Raw genomic sequence first — 22,527 nt, 5'->3', positions numbered from 1 at the left:
GTCGTGGCCGCTACCTTAGGAGCGCAGGAGGCATGGCATCAATCAAGCAGAGTGATGGATCGTTACGGTGAGGGTAATGATCAAGGGCGTAGCCATTTCGCCTACGCCCGGAAACAACGCTGCGCTTAACCCACGATCCGCCACTGCAACGCATCCAGCGCATCGCAGCCATCCTGCAGCAGCAGATGGGCTGCATTGACGATGTGTTGCAAGTCCTGGTCGTGGACGCCTTTGAGGCTCAGGCAGTTGAGGCTGTGCATCAGGTCGCGGGTGGCCTTGAGGCGCTGGACGGCACAACCGTGCAGGTCGGATGCCGGAGCGTTGGGGTTGAGGTAGAGCACGGGGGTGTTGGTGAGATTGCTGTGTAGCGGGGTGAACTCAGTCATGGGTCTAGCTCCTTGGCCGGTCGAGAAACAGGTAAAACACCCATTCCATACTTGTCTGCGCACGACCGTAAGTGAGAAAAGACAACTCCGTCTTCGGAGATATCTATGGGTCCGTGAACAGTTTCGACCGGCTAAGATCGGCCACCGATGCAGCGGCGGCAAACCCACTATGGCTATGCAAAAAACCAGCGACAACCCGCAATGTGTTGCCATTGCCTTCAACAAAACCAGATCTGCCCCACTCCCCCCTGATGCCTCCCCAAACCTGTAGCCGCTGCCGCAGGCTGCGATAGGACCGAAGGTCCTCCAGCGGTTTCAAAATCCCTGCGCCCCCTGCGGGGTCGATCGCAGCCTCGCAGGCTCGGCAGCGGCTACAGGAGTTAGCGCCGACCGGTAGGTCGCGCATGGCGCAGCTTTGGCTTTTGATTTTGATCTACCCGCCCCATCCGGAGCGAGGGAACCTGAGCGCAGCGAAGGCCGTACGCAGGGGCAAGCGTTTTTTGGTTACTTTTTGCTGGGCCGGCATTCCGGCGTTTGAAAAAAAGTGACTCGCCGTAAGGGCGAAACCGCCAGCCGCCGTTACCGCAGGAATGGATATGCACCCCGTCCAAAAAATGCAGCGCCAGGATGGGCGCCATCGCGAGCAAGCTCGCTCCTACAGGTCCGATGTCACACCAAAAACCAGAGGCTACGTCGCCCAACATAGTTGCCCCCATCAGTCCCAAATAGGGACCGATCAAGCCGCTCGACAGGACCTAGGACAACCCCGCCTTCACCAGCATCTCCTCCAACCCCAACAGATCCGGGATCTTCGCCACCTGCTCCCCCACCTGCACCGCCGCCTTTTCCAGCCGGCACAACGGCACATCGACGTAGCTCAGCTGGCTGTCGAGCCGGCAGGAGCGCGGGATGCCCTGGATCACCAGAGCGATGAACTTCAGGCGCTCGCGGCCGCCCAGGGTATTGAGCACGACAATGCGGGCGCGCTCGCCGATGGCCAGGGGCTGGCCGCAGGCGGCCTCGAAGCTGATCAGCGGCAGTTGGCGGTCGCGCCAGGCAACAGAACGCAGGTACCAGGGTGGCGCGTCGCTGGCCGGCTCGCCGCGTTGATAGTCGATCAATTCGGCCACCGCGACGTTGGGCAGGATCAGGGTGCGGTCGGCCAGGGGCAGCAGCAGCCCGGTGAGGAAGCTGGCGCGGTAGTCATGCATGGGGTCTGCTCCACTGGGCGATGCTCTCCAGCAGCACCGACTCCTGATAAGGCTTGCCGAGGTAGTCATTGACGCCGATGGCCATGGCCCGGTCGCGGTGTTTCTGGCCGGTGCGCGAGGTGATCATGATGATCGGCAGCTGGTGCAGGCGCGGGTCGGCGCGCACCTGCATCGCCACCTCGAAGCCATCCATGCGCGGCATTTCGATGTCCAGCAGCATCAGGTCCGGGGTGTGTTCCTGCAGCAGCGCCATGGCGTCGACCCCGTCCTTGGCGGTCAGCACGTTCATGCCGTGGCGTTCCAGCAGGCGGCTGGTGACCTTGCGCACCGTCACCGAATCGTCGACCACCAGCACCAGCCTCGGCCGCAATGGTTCGACCTCGACGCTCACTTCATCGCCGGCCGCCATGCGCGGCGCCGGCAAGCGCGTTTGCAGGGCGCGGATATGCGCCAGCAGATCGAGGATCAGCACCACCCGGCCATCGCCGAGGATGGTCGCGCCGGACAGCCCCTGCACCGCCGCGAACTGCGGCCCCAGGCTCTTGACCACGATTTCCCGGGTGCCGGCCATGGCATCCACCTGCACGGCGATCCGGTGTTCGTTGTAATGCACCAGCAGCACCGGCAGCGGCAGGCTCTGCCCCAACAGTTTCGGCCGGGCCACGGTGTGCAGCAGCTCGCCGAGGTAACACAGCTCATAACGCTGGCCGGCGTACTGGTAATGGGGCGAGTCGAGTTGGTAGTAGCTTTCCAGTTCGTTGGGCAGCACCCGCACGATGCCTTCGATGGTGTTCAGCGGGATCGCGTACTGCTCCTCCAGGCACTGCACCATCAGCGCGCGGTTGACCGACAGGGTGAACGGCAGGCGGATGCGGAAATGCACGCCCTGCCCCGGGATCGAGTCGATGGTCATCGAGCCGCCGAGCTGGCGCACCTCTTCATGGACCACATCCATGCCCACCCCGCGCCCGGAAATCTGGGTGATTTTCTCCGCCGTGGAAAACCCCGGCTGCATGATGAATTGCAGCACGTCACGGTCGCTGATCTCGGCATTGGGGGCGAGCAGGCCACGCTTGATCGCCTTGCGCCGCACCGCCTCCAGCGGCACCCCGGCGCCGTCGTCGCGCATGTCGAAAACGATATCGCCGCCTTCGTGGGACAGGTCCAGGGTGATCCGCCCCTGCTCGGGCTTGCCCGAGGCGCGCCGCACCTCGGCGGACTCCAGGCCATGGTCGACGGCGTTGCGCAGCATGTGCTCCAGGGGCGCAACCATGCGCTCCAACACGTTGCGGTCCATCTCGCCCTCGGCGTTGCCGACGCTGAACGAGACGTCCTTGCCCAACTCCTCGGCCACCTGGCGGACGATGCGCTTGAGGCGCGGCACCAGGCGCTCGAACGGCACCATGCGTGTGCGCATCAGGCCTTCCTGCAATTCGGTATTGACCCGCCCTTGCTGCTGCAACAGGTTTTCCGCGTCCTGGTTGCGCCGGTCCAGGGTTTCCTTGAGGTCGAGCAGGTCGGACGCCGACTCGAACAGGGCCCGCGACAGTTGCTGCAACTGCGAATGGCGGTCCATCTCCAGCGGGTCGAATTCCTCGTAGCCCAGGCGCTCGGCCTCGACCTGCTGGCGGCTGAGAATCCGCCCCTGGGTTTCGGTGTCCAGGCGGCGCAACTGGTCACGGATACGCTCGATGGTGGTTTCCATTTCGCTCAGGGCCACCCGCGCATCGTTGACCTGTTGCTCGATGCGCCCGCGGAAGATCGAGGTTTCCCCGGCCAGGTTGACCAGGTCGTCCAACAGCTCGGCCGAGACCTTGACCATATCCCCGGCCACCGCCGCTTCCGCCTGCGCCACCGGCGGTTCGGGCTTGCTCGGCGGGCTAAGGTCGGGCAGCAACAGAGGCGGCGCTTCGGCCTGGGCCGGATGAGTAAAGCCGCGAATCGCCTCGATCAGGCTGTCGGCCGGCTTGATCGGTTGCTCGGCGCGGGCGGCGTCGAGCATCTGCGCCAGGCGGTCCTGGCTTTTCTGCAACAGGCCGAACAGCGCCGGGCTCGGTTGCAGCAGGCCCGCGGACAGGCCTTCATAGAGAAACTCCAGTTCATGGGCCAGGTCGCCGATCGGCACGATCTCCACCATGCGCGCACCGCCCTTGAGGGTGTGCAGGTCACGCAGCAGGGTTTCCACTTCCTGGCGGCTGGCCGGCTCGGCCTGCCAGCGCGTCAGCGCCGCCCCCGAACTGTCGAGGATGTCGAAGCCTTCTTCGAGGAAGATCTCCAGCAGCTCCGGATCGTGGGCCGCCGAATCGTCGGTCACCGCGGCCTCGGGCACCTCGCTGGTGACCCCGCTGCGCTGGCGAAAACCGCGAATCGCTTCGATCAGCGCCTTGGGGTCGCTCAGCGTTTGCTGTGCCTGCAATTGCTGCAACAGCAGCGCCAGTTGCGCATGGCTGCGTTGCAGCAGGTCGACCAAGGCCTCGCCATGCTGGTACCGGCGATCCACCAGGCCTTCGTAGAGATTCTCCAGTTCCTGGGCCAGGTCGCCCACCGGCCCGACTTCGGCCATGCGCGCGCCGCCCTTGAGGGTGTGCAGGTCGCGCTGCAGGGAAGACAGCGGCGCACCGTTGTCCGGGTCGGCCAGCCAGCGCTGCAAGGCCTGGTCGGCGCTTTCGAGAATATCCATCGCCTCTTCGAGGAAGATCGCCACGATTTCATCGTCCGGCCCCTCCACCTCGATCTGCGCCCCCTGCTCCATCTCGGCGGTGGCACTGGCCAGGTCGGTGATGCTCAGGGTGCGGCTGCCGTCGCTGCGGATCAGGCCCATGGCCGACGGGTCGAGGCTTTCCTCGAGCAGTTCGCGCAAGGCCCGGACCATGGCCGGTTGTGGGCTGACTTCCTGGCCGGCGGCCAGTTCGTCGAGCATGTTGATCAGGGCTTCGTGGGCGTTTTCCGCCTCATGGAAAAACCGTTCGCCCACCGCCAGGCTGCTTTCTTCCACGGCGCCGTACAGGTCCAGCAGCGCTTCGCACAGCTCATCCATCGGCTGCAGGTCCGCCAGGTGCGCGCCTTCGCCAAGGGTGGTTAGTTCGTCGAGCAGCGCGCTGAGCTCCTGGCGCTCGCCGGGGTGCTGTTGCCAGCGGCGCAGCAGGTTTTCGGCATCCAGCAGGATGTCCATGCCCTGGGCCAGGAAACTGCTGATCAACTGCGCATCGCGCTTGACCCGCAGCCCGGTATTGGGCGCGTTGAGCAGGGCTTCCAGGCGCTCGGCGGTCAGTGCCTTGACCCGTTCGATCAGGTCGGCGGCGCCTTCGATGGGCGCCAGCGGATCGCTGCCCAGCTGTTGCAGGCCGCGGCGAAACAGGCCTTCGGCTTCCAGCAGCAGTTCGACCTCGTCCAGGTCCAGGGCCATCAGGTGCGCGCGATATTCCCGGGCCAGCAGGTCCAGCGGTGCCGCCAGCTCGGCGATCGGCAGCACGCCGGCCATGTAGGCGCTGCCCTTAAGGGTGTGCAAGGCGCGCTGCAATTCGTCGCTGGCCTGCAGCGGCAGATGCTCGGCAGCCTGATCGAGAAAGCGCTTGATGCTCTCCAGATGGGTTTCGGCCTCGTTGCGGAAGATCTCCAGCAACTGCGGGTCGAGCTCGTCTGCCAAGCCGTCTAGCGACGCCGTGTCGCCCTTGGCCAGGGCATGCGCCCGGGCAGCCAGGCGGTCGACATCGCCGCGCTGGCGCTGGGCCTGGGCGGCGAACTCGGCGACCAGCTCCGGCAGCAACTGCACGACCTCTTCAAGCAATTGCCGCACCTGCGGCCCCGGTTCCACGCTGTGTTCCAGGACCCGGTTGAGCAGGTTCTCCACGGCCCAGGCCAGCTCGCCCAGCACCAGCGCGCGCACCATCCGCCCGCTGCCCTTGAGGGTGTGGAAGGCCCGGCGCAGTTCGCCCAGCGCCGCCTTGCCGTGGGGCTCGGCGACCCAGCGCGGCAGGTACTCGCGCAGCACGTCGAGCACTTCGTCGGTCTCTTCGAGGAAGACTTCGCGCAGTTCGTCGTCCACCGGCGCTTCATCGCCCGGCGGCGGCAACAGGCTGCCCGGCGTGTCCAGCGCTGGCGGGTTGAGCGCCGAGACCGGGCTGGCCAGTACATCGGCCAGGGACTGCGCCACTTCCGGGCTGTCCAGCTCCTGCAGGTCCTGCATCACCAGGGCTTCGTTGGGGCTGAGCACATCGCTGAGCAGCGGCACCTGTTCGTTCGGCAGCCACTCGTCCGGCGCCCGCTTTTGTGGCGCATAGCCCAGCGCGGCCAGGCCCTGCTCGGCCACGTCGAGAATCTTTTCCCCCGGCGCCTGGGGATCGTCGCTCAGGCGCTCCAGGTAATACTCGATGCTGGTGATCACGTCGGCCAGATTGTCCAGCTGCTGCCAGCCGGGCTGGCGCGGGTCCAGCAGCAGGTGTTCGCGCACAAAGCCGATGCAGGCTTGCAGCAGGCCCGCCGCACGGCCCAGGGGAATCATCGCCAGGGCGCCGCGCACCTGGGTCAGCAGCTCCGGCAGCGCCTGCAAGTGTTCGCGGTCCCAACCGGCGTCGATGTAGTCGACGATCAGGTCCTTGGCCTGTTGCAGGCAGATCCGCGCCTCCTTGATCACCAGTTGGTGGATCTGGGTCAGGTCGGTGGTCGGCAGGCGGCTTTCTTCGCGGCTCTCGGGTTCAGCCGGGCCGACCATGCCGGCCAGGGTTGCCTCGACATACAGCAGGGCCCCGGCCACATCCATCAGCACCGCGTCATTCGGTTCGCGCTGGCCCTGGGCCAGGCTCAGCACCACCGCCAGCTGGTCGATGATGACCTTGCGTGGCTGGCCGAAACCCAGCACCGCCAGGGTGTCGGCGATCTGCCGCAGGGGCGCCAGCAGGCTGTCCAGGTCCGACGCGTGCTGGCGGTCGCTGCGCACGAACAGGTCCAGGCGTTCCTTGACCCGCACCAGCTCTTCGCACAGGGCCGCCAGCACCGAGCGCATGGCGTCCCGGTCGGGGCCGGCCATGCGGGCCCGCTCCTGGTCGACCAGCGCATTGTCGGGCAAAGCGTCATCGAGTCCGTAGGTGTCTTTCATGGTCTGCATCTGCGCGGTGGGGTAGCGGGCCTTGGCGATGTAAAACAGCAGGCTTTTCAGCAGTTCGTCGGGGGCCGCCTGGTTGACCCCGGCGATGCCTTGTTCATAGAGACGCTTGAGTTCGCGGTCGGCATCCTTGAGCAGGCTGCGCACCGCCGGGCTGTTGGCGATCGCCCCGCTGCCCATGCCTTCCACCAGGGCCAGGGCGATCTGCCACAAGGGCCCCAGCGGGGCGTTCTGGCACAACACCTGGAGGCGCTCGAAGACCTTGGCCATATAGCCCAGGCTGTTTTTCACATCCTGTTCGCGCAGCAGGTCGACCAACGCGGTTTGCAGCATGTGCCGCAACTTGCGCAGCAGGATGGTCAGGTCGGGGGGCGCCAGGCGGTTCAGTGCCGCCTGGTCCAGCGCCGGCAGGTCCGGCAGCTGCGGGCTGAACAGGCTGGTTTCGCTCAGCAGGCCTTCGCCCCGGGCGCTGCGCAGGTCGTTGAGCAGCGGCAACACCACCAACGGCAGGTCGCGGCGCGCGCTTTGCACCCGGTCGAGGTACTGCGGCAACTGGCTGATGGCTTGGCGCAGCAGATAGATCGCCTCGTCCCGCTGGGCCACGCGGTGCTCGCGCAGGGCCAGGGTCAGGGCTTCCATTTCTTCGGCGAGCAGCGCCGCACCATAGAACTCGACCATCTGCAGGCTGCCGTGGACCTGATGGATGCACTCCAGGCACTGTTCGAGCGCTTCCACCGCCTGCGGCTCGTCGACCAGATGATCGAGCGCCTGGTGGGCCTGCTTCAGCGTTTCGGCAATTTCGCCCTTGACCCATTCCAGGGCCACATAGTCGTGCCGATCACCCATTACCATTCCCATCAAAGTCGTGCTCCGGCCTCAGCGGTTGTCCCGCGGCGTCTGCTCGCGACTGGCCGGCAAGGTGAAACCGGACACCGAGCGCCGCAGCTGGCTGGCCATTTTCGCCAGGTTACCGATGCTCTCGGCCGTCGCGGTCGAGCCGGACGAAGTCTGTGAAGTGATCTGCTGGATCACGTTCATGGTCAAGGATATCTGTCCGGCCGACGACGTCTGCTGCTGGGCGGCGTTGGAGATGCTCTGGATCAGCGCCGCCAGGGTCTTGGAGACGCCTTCGATTTCTTCCAGGGCCACCCCGGCATCCTGCGCCAGCCGGGCGCCGCGCACCACTTCCGAGGTGGTCTGCTCCATGGAGATCACCGCCTCGTTGGTGTCGGTCTGGATCGCCCGCACCAGGGTCTCGATCTGCCGGGTCGCCGCCGAAGAACGTTCCGCCAGGCGCTGCACCTCATCGGCCACCACCGCGAAGCCGCGCCCGGCATCCCCGGCCATGGAGGCCTGGATCGCCGCGTTGAGGGCGAGGATATTGGTCTGGTCGGCAATGTCATCGATCAGGCTGACAATGTCGCCAATTTCCTGGGACGACTCGCCCAGGCGCTTGATGCGCTTGGCAGTATCCTGGATCTGCTCGCGAATGTTGTCCATGCCGTGGATGGTGTTGTGCACCACCTCGTTGCCCTTGTTGGCGATCTCCACCGAACGCTCGGCCACCGCCGAGGACTCGGCGGCGTTGGCCGACACCTGATCGATCGACTGGGCCATTTCGTTGATCGCGGTGGAGGCTTCGGAAATCTGCTGGGCCTGATGCTCCGAGGCTTCGGCCAGTTGCATCGCGGTGGCCTGGGTTTCCTGCACCGCGCCGGCGACCTGGCCGGCGGTGAGGTTGATGGTCGCCACCAGGTCGCGCAGCTGGTCCACGGAATAGTTGATCGAGTCGGCGATGGTGCCGGTGAAGTCCTCGGTCACCGAGGCGGTCACGGTGAGGTCGCCGTCGGCCAGGTCTTCGATCTCGTCCAGCAAACGCATGATCGCGTTCTGGTTGCGTTCGTTCTTCTCCGCGGTCTCGTGCAGTTGGCGATTGGTTTCGCGGACCATCACCAGGCCAATGAGGATGATCGAGGCCAGCGCCGCCAGGCCCAGGACATAACCGCCGATGGTGTCCAGCGAACGGCCGCCGGCCAGGTTCTCGAAGCCGATGGCCAGGTGCGAGGCCTCGTCGAGCAGGGTCTGCGACAGGCTGAAGATATTGCTCGCCGACTCGCGGACCTGGAACAGCTCGGGGGAGGTTTCGAGGATTTCGTCCACCGAGCCGGAGACGAACTGGAACAGCTCGCTGATCTCGGTCAGGCGCGCCCGCGCATCGCGGTCCTCGACCTGGCTGATCTTCAGGGTCGGGTTGCCCTGGAGCATGCCGCTGAGCACCTGGCCGAAGCGCGCCGCGTCACGGCCGAAGACATCGGCGGCCTGCACCGCGTTTTCGTCGCCGGCCAGCACAGTATTCACCGCACCGAGAATGCGCTCGGCGAGCAACGACTGGCGTTGCGCCATGGCCACCTGGGCGGCCGGAGCGCCGCGCTGCAGGAGGATTTCCACGACCTTTTCATACTCGACCTGCAACTGCGGCACGGTTTCCGCCAGGGTCGCGGCCACCTGATGCAGGGACAATACGGTCTGTTCGCTGGCCAGGATCGCGTCGGCGTTGTGCAGCAGCTTGTCCCAGTCCTGCTGCACCGCGCGCATTTCCTGACGCACCGCCACCGGCGCGGCGGGCAGCCCGGTGGCCGGGTCGCCTTTTTTCAGGTAGCCCCAGCGCTGGGCGAAATCGTTGCGCGCATCGCCCAGCAGCTTAAATGCCGCGGCCTTGCCCGCCGCGGCTTCCGTGGCGTTCTTGGCGATGCGCTGGGACAGCACCCGCAACTCGCCGGCGTGGCCGATGTACTGCTTGTCGTACGTGGCCTGGGTGTTGAGGTAAGCGAAGTTGGCGAACAACAGCATGATGAACACGATCAGGGCGATGAACAGCACGATGATCTGCGAGCGGCTGCGCGATCCTTCCATTGGCTTGCCTGGGTTGGCTTTTAGCATCTGCACACCTGAATTCCGGTTGTTCTGTTGCCCGCGATGAGCATCATGCGGTGAACCTGCAAAACCGCGTCATCCGTTTCGCGGGCAAGGGCTAGGCGCCCCCCTGCTCCTACAGCGCCACATCCAGGAACCCCGGCGACTGCGCCAGGGCGAAGGGACTGAATACCCACCAGACCGGCTCACACGGGAAATACCCCCGCAGGTACGGCGTGATGGCGCCCTGCTCGCTAGCGTTGGCCGCGGTTTCCAGGCTGCTCTGCTCGAAGTGCTGCATGCCGGCCACCTCGTCCACCATCAAGCCGGCGAACACCTCTTTGTGCTCGACCACCAGCACCCGCCGCTGCTTGCGCAGGGCCGACAGCTCATGGCCGAAGAACCCGCACAGGTCCATGATCGGCAGCAGCCGTCCGCGCAGGTTGGCCACGCCTTTCACCCAGGGCTTGACCCCGGGCAGCAGGGTGTAACGGGGCTCGTGCAGGACTTCGCTGACTTCGCCCATCGGCGCCACATACCAATGCTCGCCGATGCGAAAGCCGATACCGCTCCAGCCGTGCTGGCGGGTTTCCTGGGAAGGCAGGTCGGCTGCCAGCAGGCGGCAGCGCTGGTCGATCTCGAGCAGCAGTTCGAAGGCGGTTTGCGACTCGGCCATGGCGCGGGCGGTCAGCCGGCCAGGACGCTGTTCAGGGTCTTGATCAGGGTGTCTTCGTCGACCGGCTTGGTCAGGTAATCCTTCGCGCCCTGGCGAGTGCCCCAGACCTTGTCGGTTTCCTGATCCTTGGTGGTGATGATAATCACCGGGATATGGCTGGTTTCCGCATCCTTGGTCAACTGACGGGTCGCCTGAAAACCATTGAGACCGGGCATGACGATGTCCATCAGGACCGCGTCGGGCTTTTCCTGGCGCGCCAGGGCCACGCCGTCGGCGCCGTTTTCGGCCTTCAGGACTTCATGGCCATGCTTTTCCAGCATGCCGGTCAGTTTGTACATTTCAGTCGGCGAGTCATCGACGATCAGAATACGAGCCATGGTCTTCCCCATACGAATAGGCGTGCGGCCCGCTGGCCGAACCTCAATGTGCTTGTTCTACTGCGGCGAACCCCGGCACATGGGCCTTGATCGCGCTCAGCAGCTCTTCCTTGCTGAAAGGCTTGGTCAAAAACTGGTCAGAGCCGACGATGCGACCCTTGGCCTTGTCGAACAGACCGTCCTTGGAGGACAGCATAATCACCGGCGTGGACTTGAACGCGCTGTTGTTCTTGATCAACGCGCAGGTCTGATAGCCATCGAGCCGCGGCATCATGATGTCGACGAAAATGATGCCCGGGTGGTTGTCGGCGATCTTGGCCAGGGCCTCGAAACCGTCGACCGCGGTGATGACTTCACAGCCCACATTCTTCAGCAGCGTTTCGGCCGTGCGGCGAATCGTCTTCGAATCATCGATCACCATCACCTTGAGGGCGCTGGATTGCTGTTCCATATCTGCTCTACCATCGCCACAGCGAATCGATTTTCTGCCCGTACTGGTGGCCAATGCCTCAAGCCCTTGATGTTCAAGGCCTGAGCACGGCATGCGAGCCTTTTTAGCATACTCTCCCCATGCAATCTATCGGCCGACCGGCGCGGTGGTTTTTCCTTGACCGGGAACCGCCCGGACGCCACTCTGACGCCAATTTTGCAAGCCATTGCGCCCACTAATTTTCGAGGAAACCGCCCATGAGCGTTCGCGTCGGGATTGTCATGGACCCTATCGCCAGCATCTCCTATAAGAAGGACAGCTCGCTGGCCATGCTGCTGGCCGCCCAGGAGCGCGGCTGGACCCTGTTCTATATGGAACAGCGCGACCTGTACCAGGCGACCGGTGGCGTGGCCCGGGCGCGGATGCGCCCGCTGAAGGTGTTCGCCGACCCGCACAAGTGGTTCGAACTGGAAGCCGAGACCGACAGCGCCCTGAGCGAGCTGGACGTGATCCTGATGCGCAAGGACCCGCCGTTCGACATGGAGTTCGTCTACTCCACCTACCTGCTGGAGCAGGCCGAGCGCGACGGCGTGCTGGTGGTCAACAAGCCGCAGAGCCTGCGTGACTGCAATGAAAAGCTGTTCGCCACCCTGTTCCCGCAGTGCACGCCGCCGACCATCGTCAGCCGTCGTCCGGACGTGTTGCGCGAATTCGCCGACCATCACGGCGACGTGATCCTCAAGCCGCTGGACGGCATGGGCGGCTCGTCGATCTTCCGTCACACTGCCGGCCACCCGAACCTCTCGGTGATCCTCGAAACCCTGACCCAGCACGGCAAGCAGCAGATCATGATCCAGGAGTACCTGCCGGCCATCGTCGATGGCGACAAACGCATCCTGATGATCGACGGCGAACCTGTGGATTACTGCCTGGCACGGATTCCCGCCCAGGGTGAAACCCGTGGCAACCTCGCTGCCGGTGGCCGTGGCGAAGCCCGGCCGCTGACCGAGAAAGATCGCTGGATCGCCGCACAGGTCGGCCCGACCCTGCGCGAGAAAGGCCTGCTGTTCGTGGGGCTCGACGTGATCGGCGAGCACCTGACCGAAATCAACGTCACCAGCCCGACCTGCATCCGCGAGATCGACAACGCCTTTGGCACCAACATCGGCGCAATGCTGATGGATGCCATCGATCAGAAGCTCAAGGCTCGTTGATCCAGAACTGCCAAGCACAAACCAACATTGCGTTATCATGCGCCGCCTGTGAAACGCGCGATGTTGGTCTTGTGATGCTTTTTGTGATGTTGAACCGCTGATGACTTTTGTGAACCGCTGATGGCTCTCCCTTCCGATCTGCCCCCCGAGCTGGCTCACAGCGGCGTGCGCCCGGCCGATCGCCTGGGGTTTACCCTGTTCCTGGCCGCCCTGCTGCATATCGCGCTGATTCTCGGCCTGGGCTTCTCCTTCGCCGAACCCAAGCAGATCAGCAAGACCCTGGAAATCACCCTGGCCACCTTCAAGAGCGAGACCAAGCCGAAGAAGGCCGATTTTCTCGCCCAGGAAAACCAGCAAGGCAGCGGCACCCTGGACAAGAAAGCGATCCCGAAGACCACCGAAGTGGCGCCGTTCCAGGAAAACAAGGTCAATAAGGTCACCCCGCCGCCTCCGGCCAAGACCGAGGTCAAGGAAGCCGCGCCCAAGGCCGCGGTCGCCACTACCGCGCCGAAGCCGAAAAAGACCGTCACCAAACGTGAAGAGGTCAAGACCGAGGCCAAACCCAAGGTTCCCGTACCGACGTTCGACAGCGAGCAGCTGTCCAGCGACATCGCCAGCCTGGAGGCCGAACTGGCCCAGGAGCAGCAGCTGTACGCCAAGCGCCCGCGCATCCACCGCCTGAGCGCGGCCTCGACCATGCGCGACAAGGGCGCCTGGTACAAGGACGAGTGGCGCAAGAAGGTCGAGCGCATCGGCAACCTCAACTACCCGGAAGAAGCCCGGCGCAAGCAGATCTACGGCAACCTGCGGCTGATGGTCTCGATCAACCGCGACGGTTCTCTGTACGAGGTGCTGGTGCTGGAGTCCTCCGGCCAGCCGCTGCTGGACCAGGCGGCGCAACGCATCGTACGCCTGGCGGCACCGTTCGCGCCCTTTACCGGTGACCTGTCGGATATCGACCGCCTGGAGATCATCCGCACCTGGAAGTTCGCCCGCGGCGACCGGCTGTCCAGCAACTGATTCCCTACCTCTTGTAGCCGCTGCCGAGCCTGCGAGGCTGCGTACGGGCGCGTAGCGGCGGCAAAAAATGTCCATGCAGTGTGCCAGGCAAACCGTGCGGGCAGATTTGCGCCTGCTGCGCAGTCGTACGCAGCCTCGCAGGCTCGACAGTGGCTACAGGATTCATGGGGAATGAGAGCATCCCCAGCTTGTCAGTTCGCCCCTCCACCGCCACACTAGCGCTCATGAAAAACGTCAGCCCCAGCTACCTCAAGCATCACTTCCTGATCGCCATGCCGCACATGGCCGACCCGAACTTTGCGCACACCTTGACCTACATCGTCGAGCACAATGCCAATGGCGCCATGGGGTTGGTGGTCAACCGTCCGCAGGACCTGAACCTCGCCGATATCCTCGAGCAATTGCGCCCCGAGATCGACCCGCCAGCGCTCTGCCAGCATGTGCCGATCTTCATCGGCGGCCCGGTGCAGACCGATCGCGGTTTTGTCCTGCACCCCAGCGGCCCGACCTTCCAGGCCACGGTCGAGCTTGATGGCCTGTCGCTGTCGACGTCCCAGGACGTGCTGTTCGCCATCGCCGATGGCGTCGGTCCGGCCAAAAGCCTGATCGCCCTCGGTTATGCCGGCTGGGAAGCCGGGCAGCTGGAAGCCGAGCTGGCGGACAACGCCTGGCTGACCTGCCCGTTCGACGCCGACATCCTGTTCAACACCAGCAGCGAACTGCGCCTGGAAGCGGCGGCCAGGCACCTGGGCATCAACCTCGCCCTGCTGACCAGCCAGGCGGGCCACGCCTGATGACCCTGCGACTGATCCTCGGGTTCGACTACGGCACCAAGCAGATCGGCGTGGCGGTCGGCCAGGCCATCACCGGCCAGGCCCGCGAGCTGTGCACCCTGAAGGCGCAGAACGGCGTGCCGGACTGGAATCAGGTCGAAGCCCTGATCAAGGAATGGAAGCCGGATGCGGTGGTGGTCGGCCTGCCATTGAACATGGACGGCACCCCGAGCGAGATGTGCGTGCGCGCCGAGAAATTCGCCCGGCGCCTCAATGGCCGCTACAACCTGCCCTTCTATACCCATGACGAACGCCTGACCACCTTCGAGGCCAAGGGCGAACGCCTGGCCCGCGGCGGCCAGAAAGGCAGTTACCGCGACAACCCGGTCGACGCCATCGCCGCCGCCCTGCTGCTGCAAGGCTGGCTCGACGAAAACGCAGCGCTGTTGAACAACTGAAACGCCGAATCCTGAAGATGCGTGGTCAACCCCCGGCCACGCGCCTCCTGGCCACAACACCAGCCGTAAGACCCTGCGCCTTGCTGCATGCAACCAGGCGCGGGCCCACGAAGGAGCAATCATGAGCCTGCCCAATCCCGCCGAACTGATCAGCCAGATGGCCGTGCGTCTCACCGCCCACCTGGAACAACGCGCCATCAGCGAGCCCCGCTATATCGGCATCCGTACCGGCGGCGTCTGGGTCGCCCAGGCCCTGCTCGCCGAACTGGGCAGCGACGCGCCGCTGGGCACCCTGGATGTGTCCTTCTACCGCGACGACTTCAGCCAGAACGGCCTGCATCCGCAAGTGCGCCCTTCCGAGCTGCCGTTCGAGATCGAGGGCCAGCACCTGATCCTGATCGACGACGTGCTGATGAGCGGCCGCACCATCCGCGCCGCCCTCAACGAGCTGTTCGACTACGGCCGCCCGGCCAGCGTGACCCTGGTCTGCCTGCTGGACCTGGACGCCGCCGAGCTGCCGATTCGTCCGAACGTGGTCGGCGCCACCCTGTCGCTGGCCGCCCACGAGCGGGTAAAATTGTCCGGTCCTGCGCCGCTTCAACTCGAGCTTCAAGACCTCGCCCTTTAATTCGCCCCTCTAAAGAGTCCATTGCGATGACGCCTCTAGACGCCAAGCGCCCGCTGCAGCTCAACGATCAGGGCCAGCTGCGCCACTTCCTCTCGCTCGACGGTCTGCGTCGCGAGCTGCTGACGGAAATCCTCGACACCGCCGACTCCTTCCTCGAAGTCGGCGCCCGGGCGGTGAAGAAAGTCCCTCTGCTGCGCGGCAAGACCGTGTGCAACGTGTTCTTCGAAAACTCCACCCGCACCCGTACCACCTTCGAACTGGCGGCCCAGCGCCTGTCGGCGGACGTGATCACGCTCAACGTGTCCACCTCCTCGGCCAGCAAGGGTGAAACCCTGCTCGATACCCTGCGCAACCTCGAAGCCATGGCCGCCGACATGTTCGTCGTGCGCCACGGCGACTCCGGCGCTGCGCACTTCATCGCCGAGCATGTGTGCCCGCAGGTGGCGATCATCAACGGCGGCGACGGCCGCCACGCCCACCCGACCCAGGGCATGCTCGACATGCTCACCATCCGTCGGCACAAGGGCGGTTTCGAAAACCTCTCGGTGGCCATCGTCGGCGACATCCTGCACTCACGGGTGGCGCGCTCGAACATGCTGGCCCTGAAAACCCTGGGTTGCCCGGACATCCGCGTGATCGCGCCCAAGACCCTGCTGCCGATCGGCATCGAGCAATACGGGGTGAAGGTCTACACCGACATGGCCGAAGGCCTGAAAGATGTCGACGTGGTGATCATGCTGCGCCTGCAGCGCGAGCGCATGCAGGGCGGCCTGCTGCCGAGCGAGGGCGAGTTCTACCGCCTGTTCGGCCTGACCACCGCGCGCCTGGCCGGCGCCAAGCCGGACGCCATCGTCATGCACCCGGGCCCGATCAACCGCGGCGTGGAGATCGAATCGGCGGTGGCCGACGGTCCGCACTCGGTGATCCTCAACCAGGTGACCTACGGCATCGCGGTACGCATGGCCGTACTGTCCATGGCCATGAGCGGGCAAACCGCCCAGCGACAATTCGAGCAGGAGAACGCCCAGTGAAGCTCAGCATTCTCGGCGCCCGTGTCATCGATCCAAGCAGCGGCCTGGATCAAGTCAGCGATATCCATCTGGAAGCCGGCAAGATCGTCGCCATCGGCGCCGCGCCCGCCGGTTTCAGCGCGGTTGAAAGCCTCGACGCCAAGGGCCTGGTGGCCGCGCCCGGGCTGGTGGACCTGAACGTCTCCCTGCGCGAGCCGGGCTACAGCCGCAAAGGCACCATCGCCAGCGAAACCCGCGCCGCCGCGGCCGGTGGCGTCACCAGCCTGTGCTGCCCGCCGCGCACCAAGCCGGTGCTGGACACCTCGGCGGTGGCCGAGCTGATCCTCGATCGCGCCCGCGAGGCCGGCAACACCAAGGTGTTCCCGATCGGCGCCCTGAGCAAAGGCCTGGACGGCGAACAGCTGGCCGAGCTGATCGCCCTGCGCGACGCCGGTTGCGTGGCCTTCGGCAACGGCCTGGATGGCTTTCGCAGCACCCGCACCCTGTGCCGGGCGCTGGAGTACGCGGCGACCTTCGACCTGACGGTGATTTTCCACTCCCAGGACCGCGACCTGGCCGAAGGCGGCCTGGCCCACGAAGGCGCCACCGCCAGCTTCCTCGGCCTGCCGGGCATTCCGGAAACCGCGGAAACCGTGGCCCTGGCCCGTGACCTGCTGCTGGTGGAGCAAAGCGGCGTGCGCGCCCACTTCAGCCAGCTGACCAGCGCCCGGGGCGTGGCCCTGATCGCCCAGGCCCAGGCCCGTGGCCTGCCTGTGACCGCCGACGTGGCCCTGTACCAGCTGATCCTCACCGACGACGCGCTGATCGACTTCTCCAGCCTCTATCACGTCCAGCCGCCGCTGCGCTCACGCGCCGACCGCGAAGGCCTGCGCGAGGCCGTGAAGTCCGGGGTGGTCCAGGCCATCTCCAGCCATCACCAGCCCCACGAACGCGACGCCAAGCTGGCGCCTTTCGGCGCCACCGAGCCGGGCATCAGCAGCGTCGAGCTGCTGCTGCCGCTGGCCATGACCCTGGTGGAAGACGGTCTGCTCGACTTGTCGACCCTGCTGGCCCGCCTGAGCAGCGGCCCGGCCGACGCCCTGCGCCTGCCAGCCGGCAAGCTGGCGGTGGGCGCTCCGGCGGACCTGGTGCTGTTCGACCCGAGCACGTCCACGGTGGCTGGCGAACACTGGTTGTCGAAAGGCGAGAACTGCCCGTTCCTCGGCCATAGCCTGCCGGGCGTGGTGCGTTACACCCTGGTGGATGGACGGATCAGCCACAAGGGCTGACGGCCATGATCGCGAGCAAGCTCGCTCCTACAGGTACGGCGCAGACCCCATTGGCGCCGCACTTCTTCTGTAGGAGCGAGCTTGCTCGCGATGGCGCTCCTGTATTCAACGCCGCTGCGCGTTACGCAACGACACCTGGTCATTCAGCGTCCAGAAGTCATACAAGACCCCCAGAAAGAACACCCCGCCAGTCAGCAAGTACAGCAGGCCGCTGATCCATTTGCCCTGATACATGCGGTGCACGCCGAAGATCCCGAGAAAGGTCAGGAGGATCCAGGCGACGCTGTATTCGATGGGTCCCGGGGTAAAACGCAGGTCGGCCTCGCGGTCCATGGCCGGGATCAGGAACAGGTCGATCAGCCAGCCGATGCCCAGCAAGCCCAGGGTGAAAAACCAGAGGGTTCCGGTAACCGGCTTGCCGTAATAGAAGCGGTGAGAGCCGGTAAAACCGAAAATCCACAACAGGTAACCGATCACCTTGCTGTGGGTGTCATGGGTCGAACCGTCCGGGCGATAGGTGTTCATTGAGTACCTCGCTCCACGCAATAGATAAATTTTCTTTAATTCTTTGTGACTTTTTTACAGGCAGCCGACGTGTGGCAAATGTTAAGGTCGCTGCCATGAAACCCTTGTACTGCCTGACTTCTGTCGGACAATTGCGTCAATTTGCCGCCTCTTCAGCGAATTTGACCTCCAGGTTGAATCGACCAACGGCCTGAGAAGTGACAAAAAAGCTGTTATAAAGTTGCGCGCTAACCCATATGAGCCTTGCCTAATGCGTCCATTTTTCAAGACATGGCTAACCATTTGCCTATTGATGCCACTGGCTGCCCACGCCACCAATCGTGAGCAACGTCTTCCCAACGTGAACGGCTTCACTCCAAAAGCCCACGTCACCCAAATCAGCAAGAACAGCTCCAAGAACAAGCTGTCGGTCAAACGCCCGACTCACCTGAGCAGCGTCAGCAGCAAGCCGGTACCGCAGATGGCGGCCAAGCAGAGCAGCACCGTGCTCAGCCGTGCCGTCAACGTACTGGGTACTCCTTACCGTTGGGGCGGCAGCAGCCCAAGTAAAGGCTTCGACTGCAGCGGCCTGGTGAAATACGCCTTCAATGACGTCGCCGCCGTCGATCTGCCGCGCACCTCGAACGCCATGGCCAGCGGTCACGGGCAGAAAGTCGAGCGCAAGGACCTCAAGCCTGGCGACCTGCTGTTCTTCAACCTCAAGAGCCGCCGGGTCAACCACGTCGCCATCTACCTGGGCAACGATCGCTTCATCCACGCGCCGCGCCGCGGCAAGTCGGTGACCATCGATACCCTGAAGAAGCCGTACTGGGACAAGAACTACGTAGTGGCCAAGCGGGTCCTGCCAAAAGAGCAGAACACCCTGCGCATCGTTCAGCGCTGATCGCCCTCCCTGATCGCGAGTCATCGAGCCACCACGCTCGATGGCTCGCGATTGCATTGGCCGTCCCGATACCTCTTCAAATACTGTCCGGCGCCCGCGCCTTTTCCCGGGCGTGCTCCCGGCTGACCAGCCCCGCATCCACCAGCGCCTTCAGGCTCATGTCCAGGGTCTGCATCCCCAGCGCCCCGCCGGCCTGGATCGCCGAGTACATCTGCGCCACCTTGTCCTCGCGGATCAGGTTACGGATCGCCGCACTGCCCAGCATGATCTCGTGAGCCGCTACCCGGCCTCCGCCGATACGCTTCACCAGCGTCTGGGAAATCACCGCCTGCAGCGATTCCGAGAGCATGGAGCGGACCATCGCCTTCTCCTCGGCCGGGAATACGTCCACCACCCGGTCCACGGTTTTCGCCGCCGACGTGGTGTGCAGGGTGCCGAACACCAGATGCCCAGTCTCCGCGGCGGTCAGCGCCAGGCGGATGGTTTCCAGGTCGCGCATTTCCCCCACCAGAATCACATCTGGGTCTTCGCGCAGGGCCGAGCGCAGGGCCGTGGAGAAGCTGCGGGTGTCGCGATACACCTCGCGCTGGTTGATCAGGCACTTCTTCGATTCGTGGATGAACTCGATGGGGTCCTCGATGGTGAGGATGTGCTGGTGCCGGTGCTGATTCAGGTGATCGATCATCGCCGCCAGGGTAGTCGACTTGCCCGAACCGGTCGGCCCGGTCACCAGCACCAGGCCGCGGGGCACTTCGCTGATGCGGCGAAACACCTCGCCCATGCCCAGTTCGTCCATGCCCGGCACCTTGGCCGCAATGCTGCGAAAGACCGCGCCACCGCCGCGCTGATGGTTGAAGGCATTGACCCGAAAGCGCGCCAGGCCCGGCACCGCGAAGGAAAAGTCGATCTCCAGCGCGGCCTTGAACTCGGCCCGTTGCGGATCAGTCATGCTGGCCAGGATCAGCTCATGCACCTGTTGCGCCTCCAGCACCGGCAGGTTGATCCGGCGAATATCGCCGTCGATGCGAATCATCGGCGGCAAACCGGCCGAGAGGTGCAGGTCCGAAGCGCCCTGTTTGACGCTGAAGGCCAGCAACTCAGTGATATCCATAGCGTTCCCCAATTCCAGTAGAATGCCGCGAACCCAAGACCCGCTGGCGTACATCGAATGTCCACGATAGCAGACAACATCGCCCTGGTTAGCGCACGGATCCGTGCCGCGGCGCAGGCCTCGCAACGTGACGAAAGCAGCATCCATCTGCTGGCCGTGAGCAAGACCAAGCCCGCCGCGGCGCTACGTGAAGCCTACGCGGCCGGTCTGCGCGACTTCGGCGAGAACTACCTGCAAGAAGCCCTGGGCAAACAGGCGGAACTTGGCGACCTGCCCTTGAGTTGGCACTTCATCGGCCCCATTCAGTCGAACAAGACGCGAGCTATCGCCGAGAACTTCGCCTGGGTGCATTCCGTGGATCGCTTGAAAATCGCTCAACGCCTGTCCGAGCAACGCCCGGCCGACTTGCCGCCGCTGAACATCTGCATTCAGGTCAATGTCAGTGGCGAGGCCAGCAAATCTGGCTGCACACCGGCCGACCTGCCCGCCCTGGCCAGCGCCATCAGCGCCTTGCCGCGCCTGAAACTGCGCGGGCTGATGGCGATTCCCGAGCCGACTGAAGATCGTGCCGCCCAGGACGCTGCCTTCGCGGCCGTGCGCAACCTGAACGACAACCTGCGCGAAAGCCTGGACCTGCCAACCGACACACTTTCCATGGGCATGAGCCACGACCTCGAAGCGGCCATCGCCCAAGGCGCCACCTGGGTACGTATCGGTACCGCCCTGTTTGGTGCCCGCGATTATGGCCAGCCATGACTGTGGCGGCCTCACCTCTGAATAAGGACCTGTCATGAGCAAGACTCGTATCGCCTTTATCGGCGCCGGCAACATGGCTGCCAGCTTGATCGGCGGCCTGCGCGCCAAGGGCCTGGACGCCAGCCAGATCCGCGCCAGCGACCCGGGCGCCGAAACCCGCGCCAAGGTCCAGGCCGAGCACGGCATTGAACTGTTCGCCGACAACGCCGAAGCCATCGACGGCGTCGACGTGGTGGTGCTGGCGGTCAAGCCACAGGCCATGAAGGCCGTGTGCGAAGCCCTGCGCCCCAGCCTGAAACCGCACCAGTTGATCGTGTCCATCGCCGCCGGCATCACCTGCGCCAGCATGAACAAGTGGCTCGGCGAGCAGCCGATTGTGCGCTGCATGCCCAACACCCCAGCCCTGCTGCGCCAGGGCGCCAGCGGCCTGTACGCCACCGCCGCGGTGAGCGCGGCGCAACGCCAGCAGGCCGAAGAACTGCTGTCGGCCGTGGGCATCGTCCTGTGGCTGGAACAGGAGCAGCAACTGGACGCGGTGACCGCGGTGTCCGGTAGCGGCCCGGCGTATTTCTTCCTGCTGATCGAAGCCATGACCGCCGCCGGCGAAAAACTCGGCCTGCCACGGGAAACCGCCCGCCAACTGACCCTGCAAACCGCGCTGGGCGCGGCGCACATGGCGGTGTCCAGCGACGTGGACGCGGCCGAACTGCGCCGCCGCGTGACCTCGCCGGCCGGGACCACGGAAGCCGCGATCAAGTCGTTCCAGGCCAGTGGCTTCGAAGCCCTGGTGGAAAAAGCATTGGGTGCCGCCGCGCACCGCTCGGCCGAGATGGCCGAACAACTGGGCCAATAAGGAGCCAATGATGATTGGATTGAACACTGCGGCAGTGTACGTGCTGCAAACCCTGGGCAGCCTGTACCTGCTGATCGTGCTGCTGCGCTTCGTGCTGCAACTGGTCCGCGCCGACTTCTACAACCCGCTGTGCCAGTTCGCCGTGCGCGCCACCCAGCCGCTGCTCAAGCCGATGCGCCGGGTCATCCCGAGCCTGTTCGGCCTGGACATGTCGTCGCTGATCCTGGCGATCCTCGTGCAACTGCTGCTGATGGCCCTGACCCTGCTGCTGACTTACGGCACCACCGGCAACCCGCTGCAACTGCTGATCTGGTCGATCATCGGCGTGACCGCGCTGTTCATGAAGATTTTCTTCTTCGCCCTGATCATCAGCGTGATCCTTTCCTGGGTCGCCCCGGGCAGCCATAACCCGGGCGCCGAGCTGGTCAACCAGATCTGCGAGCCGGCCCTGGCGCCGTTCCGTCGCATCCTGCCGAGCATGGGCGGCCTGGATATCTCGCCAATCCTGGCGTTCATGGTGCTCAAGCTGATCGACATGCTGGTGATCAACAACCTGGCGGCCATGACCATGATGCCGGAAATCCTGCGTCTGCTGATCTGACCCGGCCTCTGTGATGAGTTACTTTCGCTGGGACGGCGACGACCTGATCCTGGAGTGCCACCTGCAACCTGCGGCCCGTAGCGATGATTTCGCCGGGCTGCATGGCGAGCGCCTGAAGATCCGCCTCACCGCGCCGCCGGTGGAGGGCAAGGCCAACGCTTATTTGATGGCGTTCCTGGCCAAGGCCTTCGGCGTGTCCAAGAGCCAGGTCAGCCTGATCAGCGGCGAGTTGAACCGGCAGAAACGGGTGCGGATCAACGCACCGAAAAAACTCCCGGATCTGCCCGGACTGCAGCGTCCATCCTGATCACT

The 22,527-nt window shown here is 64.6% G+C and carries 21 protein-coding genes; 12 read left to right on the top strand and 9 right to left on the bottom strand.

The window, feature by feature from the left end; genetic code table 11:
- Positions 1-125: 125 nt before the first annotated feature.
- From AC07VU_RS06465 to pilG, 7 genes are all read right to left on the bottom strand, one after another.
- Positions 126-386, bottom strand: coding sequence for a hypothetical protein (locus AC07VU_RS06465; RefSeq protein ID WP_495029626.1), 261 nt, complete (start codon positions 384-386; stop codon positions 126-128).
- A 755-nt stretch (positions 387-1,141) separates the two neighbouring features.
- Positions 1,142-1,597 (bottom strand): chemotaxis protein CheW, encoded by a 456-nt coding sequence (locus AC07VU_RS06460; protein WP_009046013.1) that lies wholly within the window; start codon positions 1,595-1,597, stop codon positions 1,142-1,144.
- Positions 1,590-7,544, bottom strand: coding sequence for a hybrid sensor histidine kinase/response regulator (locus AC07VU_RS06455; protein WP_495029625.1), 5,955 nt, complete (start codon positions 7,542-7,544; stop codon positions 1,590-1,592). The genes AC07VU_RS06460 and AC07VU_RS06455 overlap by 8 nt, the downstream gene beginning before the upstream one ends.
- 30 nt (positions 7,545-7,574) lie before the next feature.
- A complete protein-coding gene (locus AC07VU_RS06450) occupies positions 7,575-9,638 on the bottom strand; it encodes a methyl-accepting chemotaxis protein (RefSeq protein ID WP_420801040.1) in 2,064 nt (687 codons plus the stop codon).
- 109 nt (positions 9,639-9,747) lie between these two features.
- A complete protein-coding gene (locus AC07VU_RS06445; protein WP_062824341.1) occupies positions 9,748-10,287 on the bottom strand; it encodes a chemotaxis protein CheW in 540 nt (179 codons plus the stop codon).
- A gap of 11 nt (positions 10,288-10,298) precedes the next feature.
- A complete protein-coding gene (gene pilH, locus AC07VU_RS06440) occupies positions 10,299-10,664 on the bottom strand; it encodes a twitching motility response regulator PilH (RefSeq protein WP_007929961.1) in 366 nt (121 codons plus the stop codon).
- 43 nt (positions 10,665-10,707) lie between these two features.
- On the bottom strand, positions 10,708-11,115 hold the full coding sequence (gene pilG, locus AC07VU_RS06435) for a twitching motility response regulator PilG (protein ID WP_007929962.1): 408 nt from the start codon (positions 11,113-11,115) through the stop codon (positions 10,708-10,710).
- A gap of 236 nt (positions 11,116-11,351) precedes the next feature.
- Here pilG and gshB point away from each other — a divergent pair, with 236 nt between their 5' ends.
- The 7 genes from gshB to AC07VU_RS06400 all read left to right on the top strand — a co-directional run bounded on the left by gshB (position 11,352) and on the right by AC07VU_RS06400 (position 17,486).
- Positions 11,352-12,308 (top strand): glutathione synthase, encoded by a 957-nt coding sequence (gshB, locus tag AC07VU_RS06430; protein ID WP_053262978.1) that lies wholly within the window; start codon positions 11,352-11,354, stop codon positions 12,306-12,308.
- Between the two features lie 120 nt (positions 12,309-12,428).
- Complete coding sequence (locus tag AC07VU_RS06425) at positions 12,429-13,328, top strand: energy transducer TonB (protein WP_007929970.1); 900 nt, start codon at positions 12,429-12,431, stop codon at positions 13,326-13,328.
- Between the two features lie 224 nt (positions 13,329-13,552).
- On the top strand, positions 13,553-14,122 hold the full coding sequence (locus tag AC07VU_RS06420; RefSeq protein ID WP_053262979.1) for a YqgE/AlgH family protein: 570 nt from the start codon (positions 13,553-13,555) through the stop codon (positions 14,120-14,122).
- Positions 14,122-14,559: a Holliday junction resolvase RuvX gene (gene ruvX / locus AC07VU_RS06415; RefSeq protein ID WP_495029624.1), complete on the top strand. Its 438-nt coding sequence runs from the start codon at positions 14,122-14,124 to the stop codon at positions 14,557-14,559. Before AC07VU_RS06420 ends, ruvX begins: the two co-directional genes overlap by 1 nt.
- 121 nt (positions 14,560-14,680) lie before the next feature.
- Complete coding sequence (gene pyrR / locus AC07VU_RS06410; RefSeq protein WP_007929976.1) at positions 14,681-15,187, top strand: bifunctional pyr operon transcriptional regulator/uracil phosphoribosyltransferase PyrR; 507 nt, start codon at positions 14,681-14,683, stop codon at positions 15,185-15,187.
- A gap of 26 nt (positions 15,188-15,213) precedes the next feature.
- Positions 15,214-16,218, top strand: coding sequence for an aspartate carbamoyltransferase catalytic subunit (locus AC07VU_RS06405; protein ID WP_007929978.1), 1,005 nt, complete (start codon positions 15,214-15,216; stop codon positions 16,216-16,218).
- Positions 16,215-17,486: a dihydroorotase gene (locus AC07VU_RS06400; protein ID WP_087092454.1), complete on the top strand. Its 1,272-nt coding sequence runs from the start codon at positions 16,215-16,217 to the stop codon at positions 17,484-17,486. The genes AC07VU_RS06405 and AC07VU_RS06400 overlap by 4 nt, the downstream gene beginning before the upstream one ends.
- Before the next feature lie 105 nt (positions 17,487-17,591).
- On the opposite strand, the gene AC07VU_RS06395 is transcribed toward AC07VU_RS06400, so the two are convergent.
- On the bottom strand, positions 17,592-18,011 hold the full coding sequence (locus tag AC07VU_RS06395; RefSeq protein WP_085532999.1) for an NINE protein: 420 nt from the start codon (positions 18,009-18,011) through the stop codon (positions 17,592-17,594).
- A gap of 250 nt (positions 18,012-18,261) precedes the next feature.
- On the opposite strand from AC07VU_RS06395, the gene AC07VU_RS06390 reads away from it, so the two are divergent.
- Complete coding sequence (locus AC07VU_RS06390; RefSeq protein WP_007929981.1) at positions 18,262-18,894, top strand: C40 family peptidase; 633 nt, start codon at positions 18,262-18,264, stop codon at positions 18,892-18,894.
- A 76-nt stretch (positions 18,895-18,970) separates the two neighbouring features.
- Here AC07VU_RS06390 and AC07VU_RS06385 read toward each other — a convergent pair whose 3' ends face one another.
- Positions 18,971-20,005, bottom strand: coding sequence for a type IV pilus twitching motility protein PilT (locus AC07VU_RS06385; RefSeq protein WP_277589781.1), 1,035 nt, complete (start codon positions 20,003-20,005; stop codon positions 18,971-18,973).
- Positions 20,006-20,062: 57 nt separating this feature from the next.
- Here AC07VU_RS06385 and AC07VU_RS06380 point away from each other — a divergent pair, with 57 nt between their 5' ends.
- From AC07VU_RS06380 to AC07VU_RS06365, 4 genes are read left to right on the top strand one after another with little or no spacing between them, the layout of a single operon-like run.
- Positions 20,063-20,761 carry a YggS family pyridoxal phosphate-dependent enzyme gene (locus AC07VU_RS06380; RefSeq protein WP_274304926.1) on the top strand — a complete coding sequence of 233 codons (699 nt, stop codon included), beginning with the start codon at positions 20,063-20,065 and terminating at the stop codon, positions 20,759-20,761.
- 34 nt (positions 20,762-20,795) lie between these two features.
- Entirely contained in the window at positions 20,796-21,614 is an 819-nt protein-coding gene (gene proC / locus AC07VU_RS06375; protein ID WP_007929984.1) for a pyrroline-5-carboxylate reductase, read from the top strand.
- Between the two features lie 10 nt (positions 21,615-21,624).
- Entirely contained in the window at positions 21,625-22,215 is a 591-nt protein-coding gene (locus tag AC07VU_RS06370) for a YggT family protein (RefSeq protein WP_009046026.1), read from the top strand.
- Positions 22,216-22,228: 13 nt separating this feature from the next.
- Complete coding sequence (locus AC07VU_RS06365) at positions 22,229-22,522, top strand: DUF167 domain-containing protein (RefSeq protein ID WP_009046027.1); 294 nt, start codon at positions 22,229-22,231, stop codon at positions 22,520-22,522.
- The last annotated feature ends 5 nt before the right edge of the window (positions 22,523-22,527 follow it).

The organism is Pseudomonas sp. GW821-FHT02B10 (genome assembly GCF_059421865.1).
Note: the sequence above shows the minus strand (reverse complement) of the source record. Positions and strands in the feature narration are given on the sequence as shown.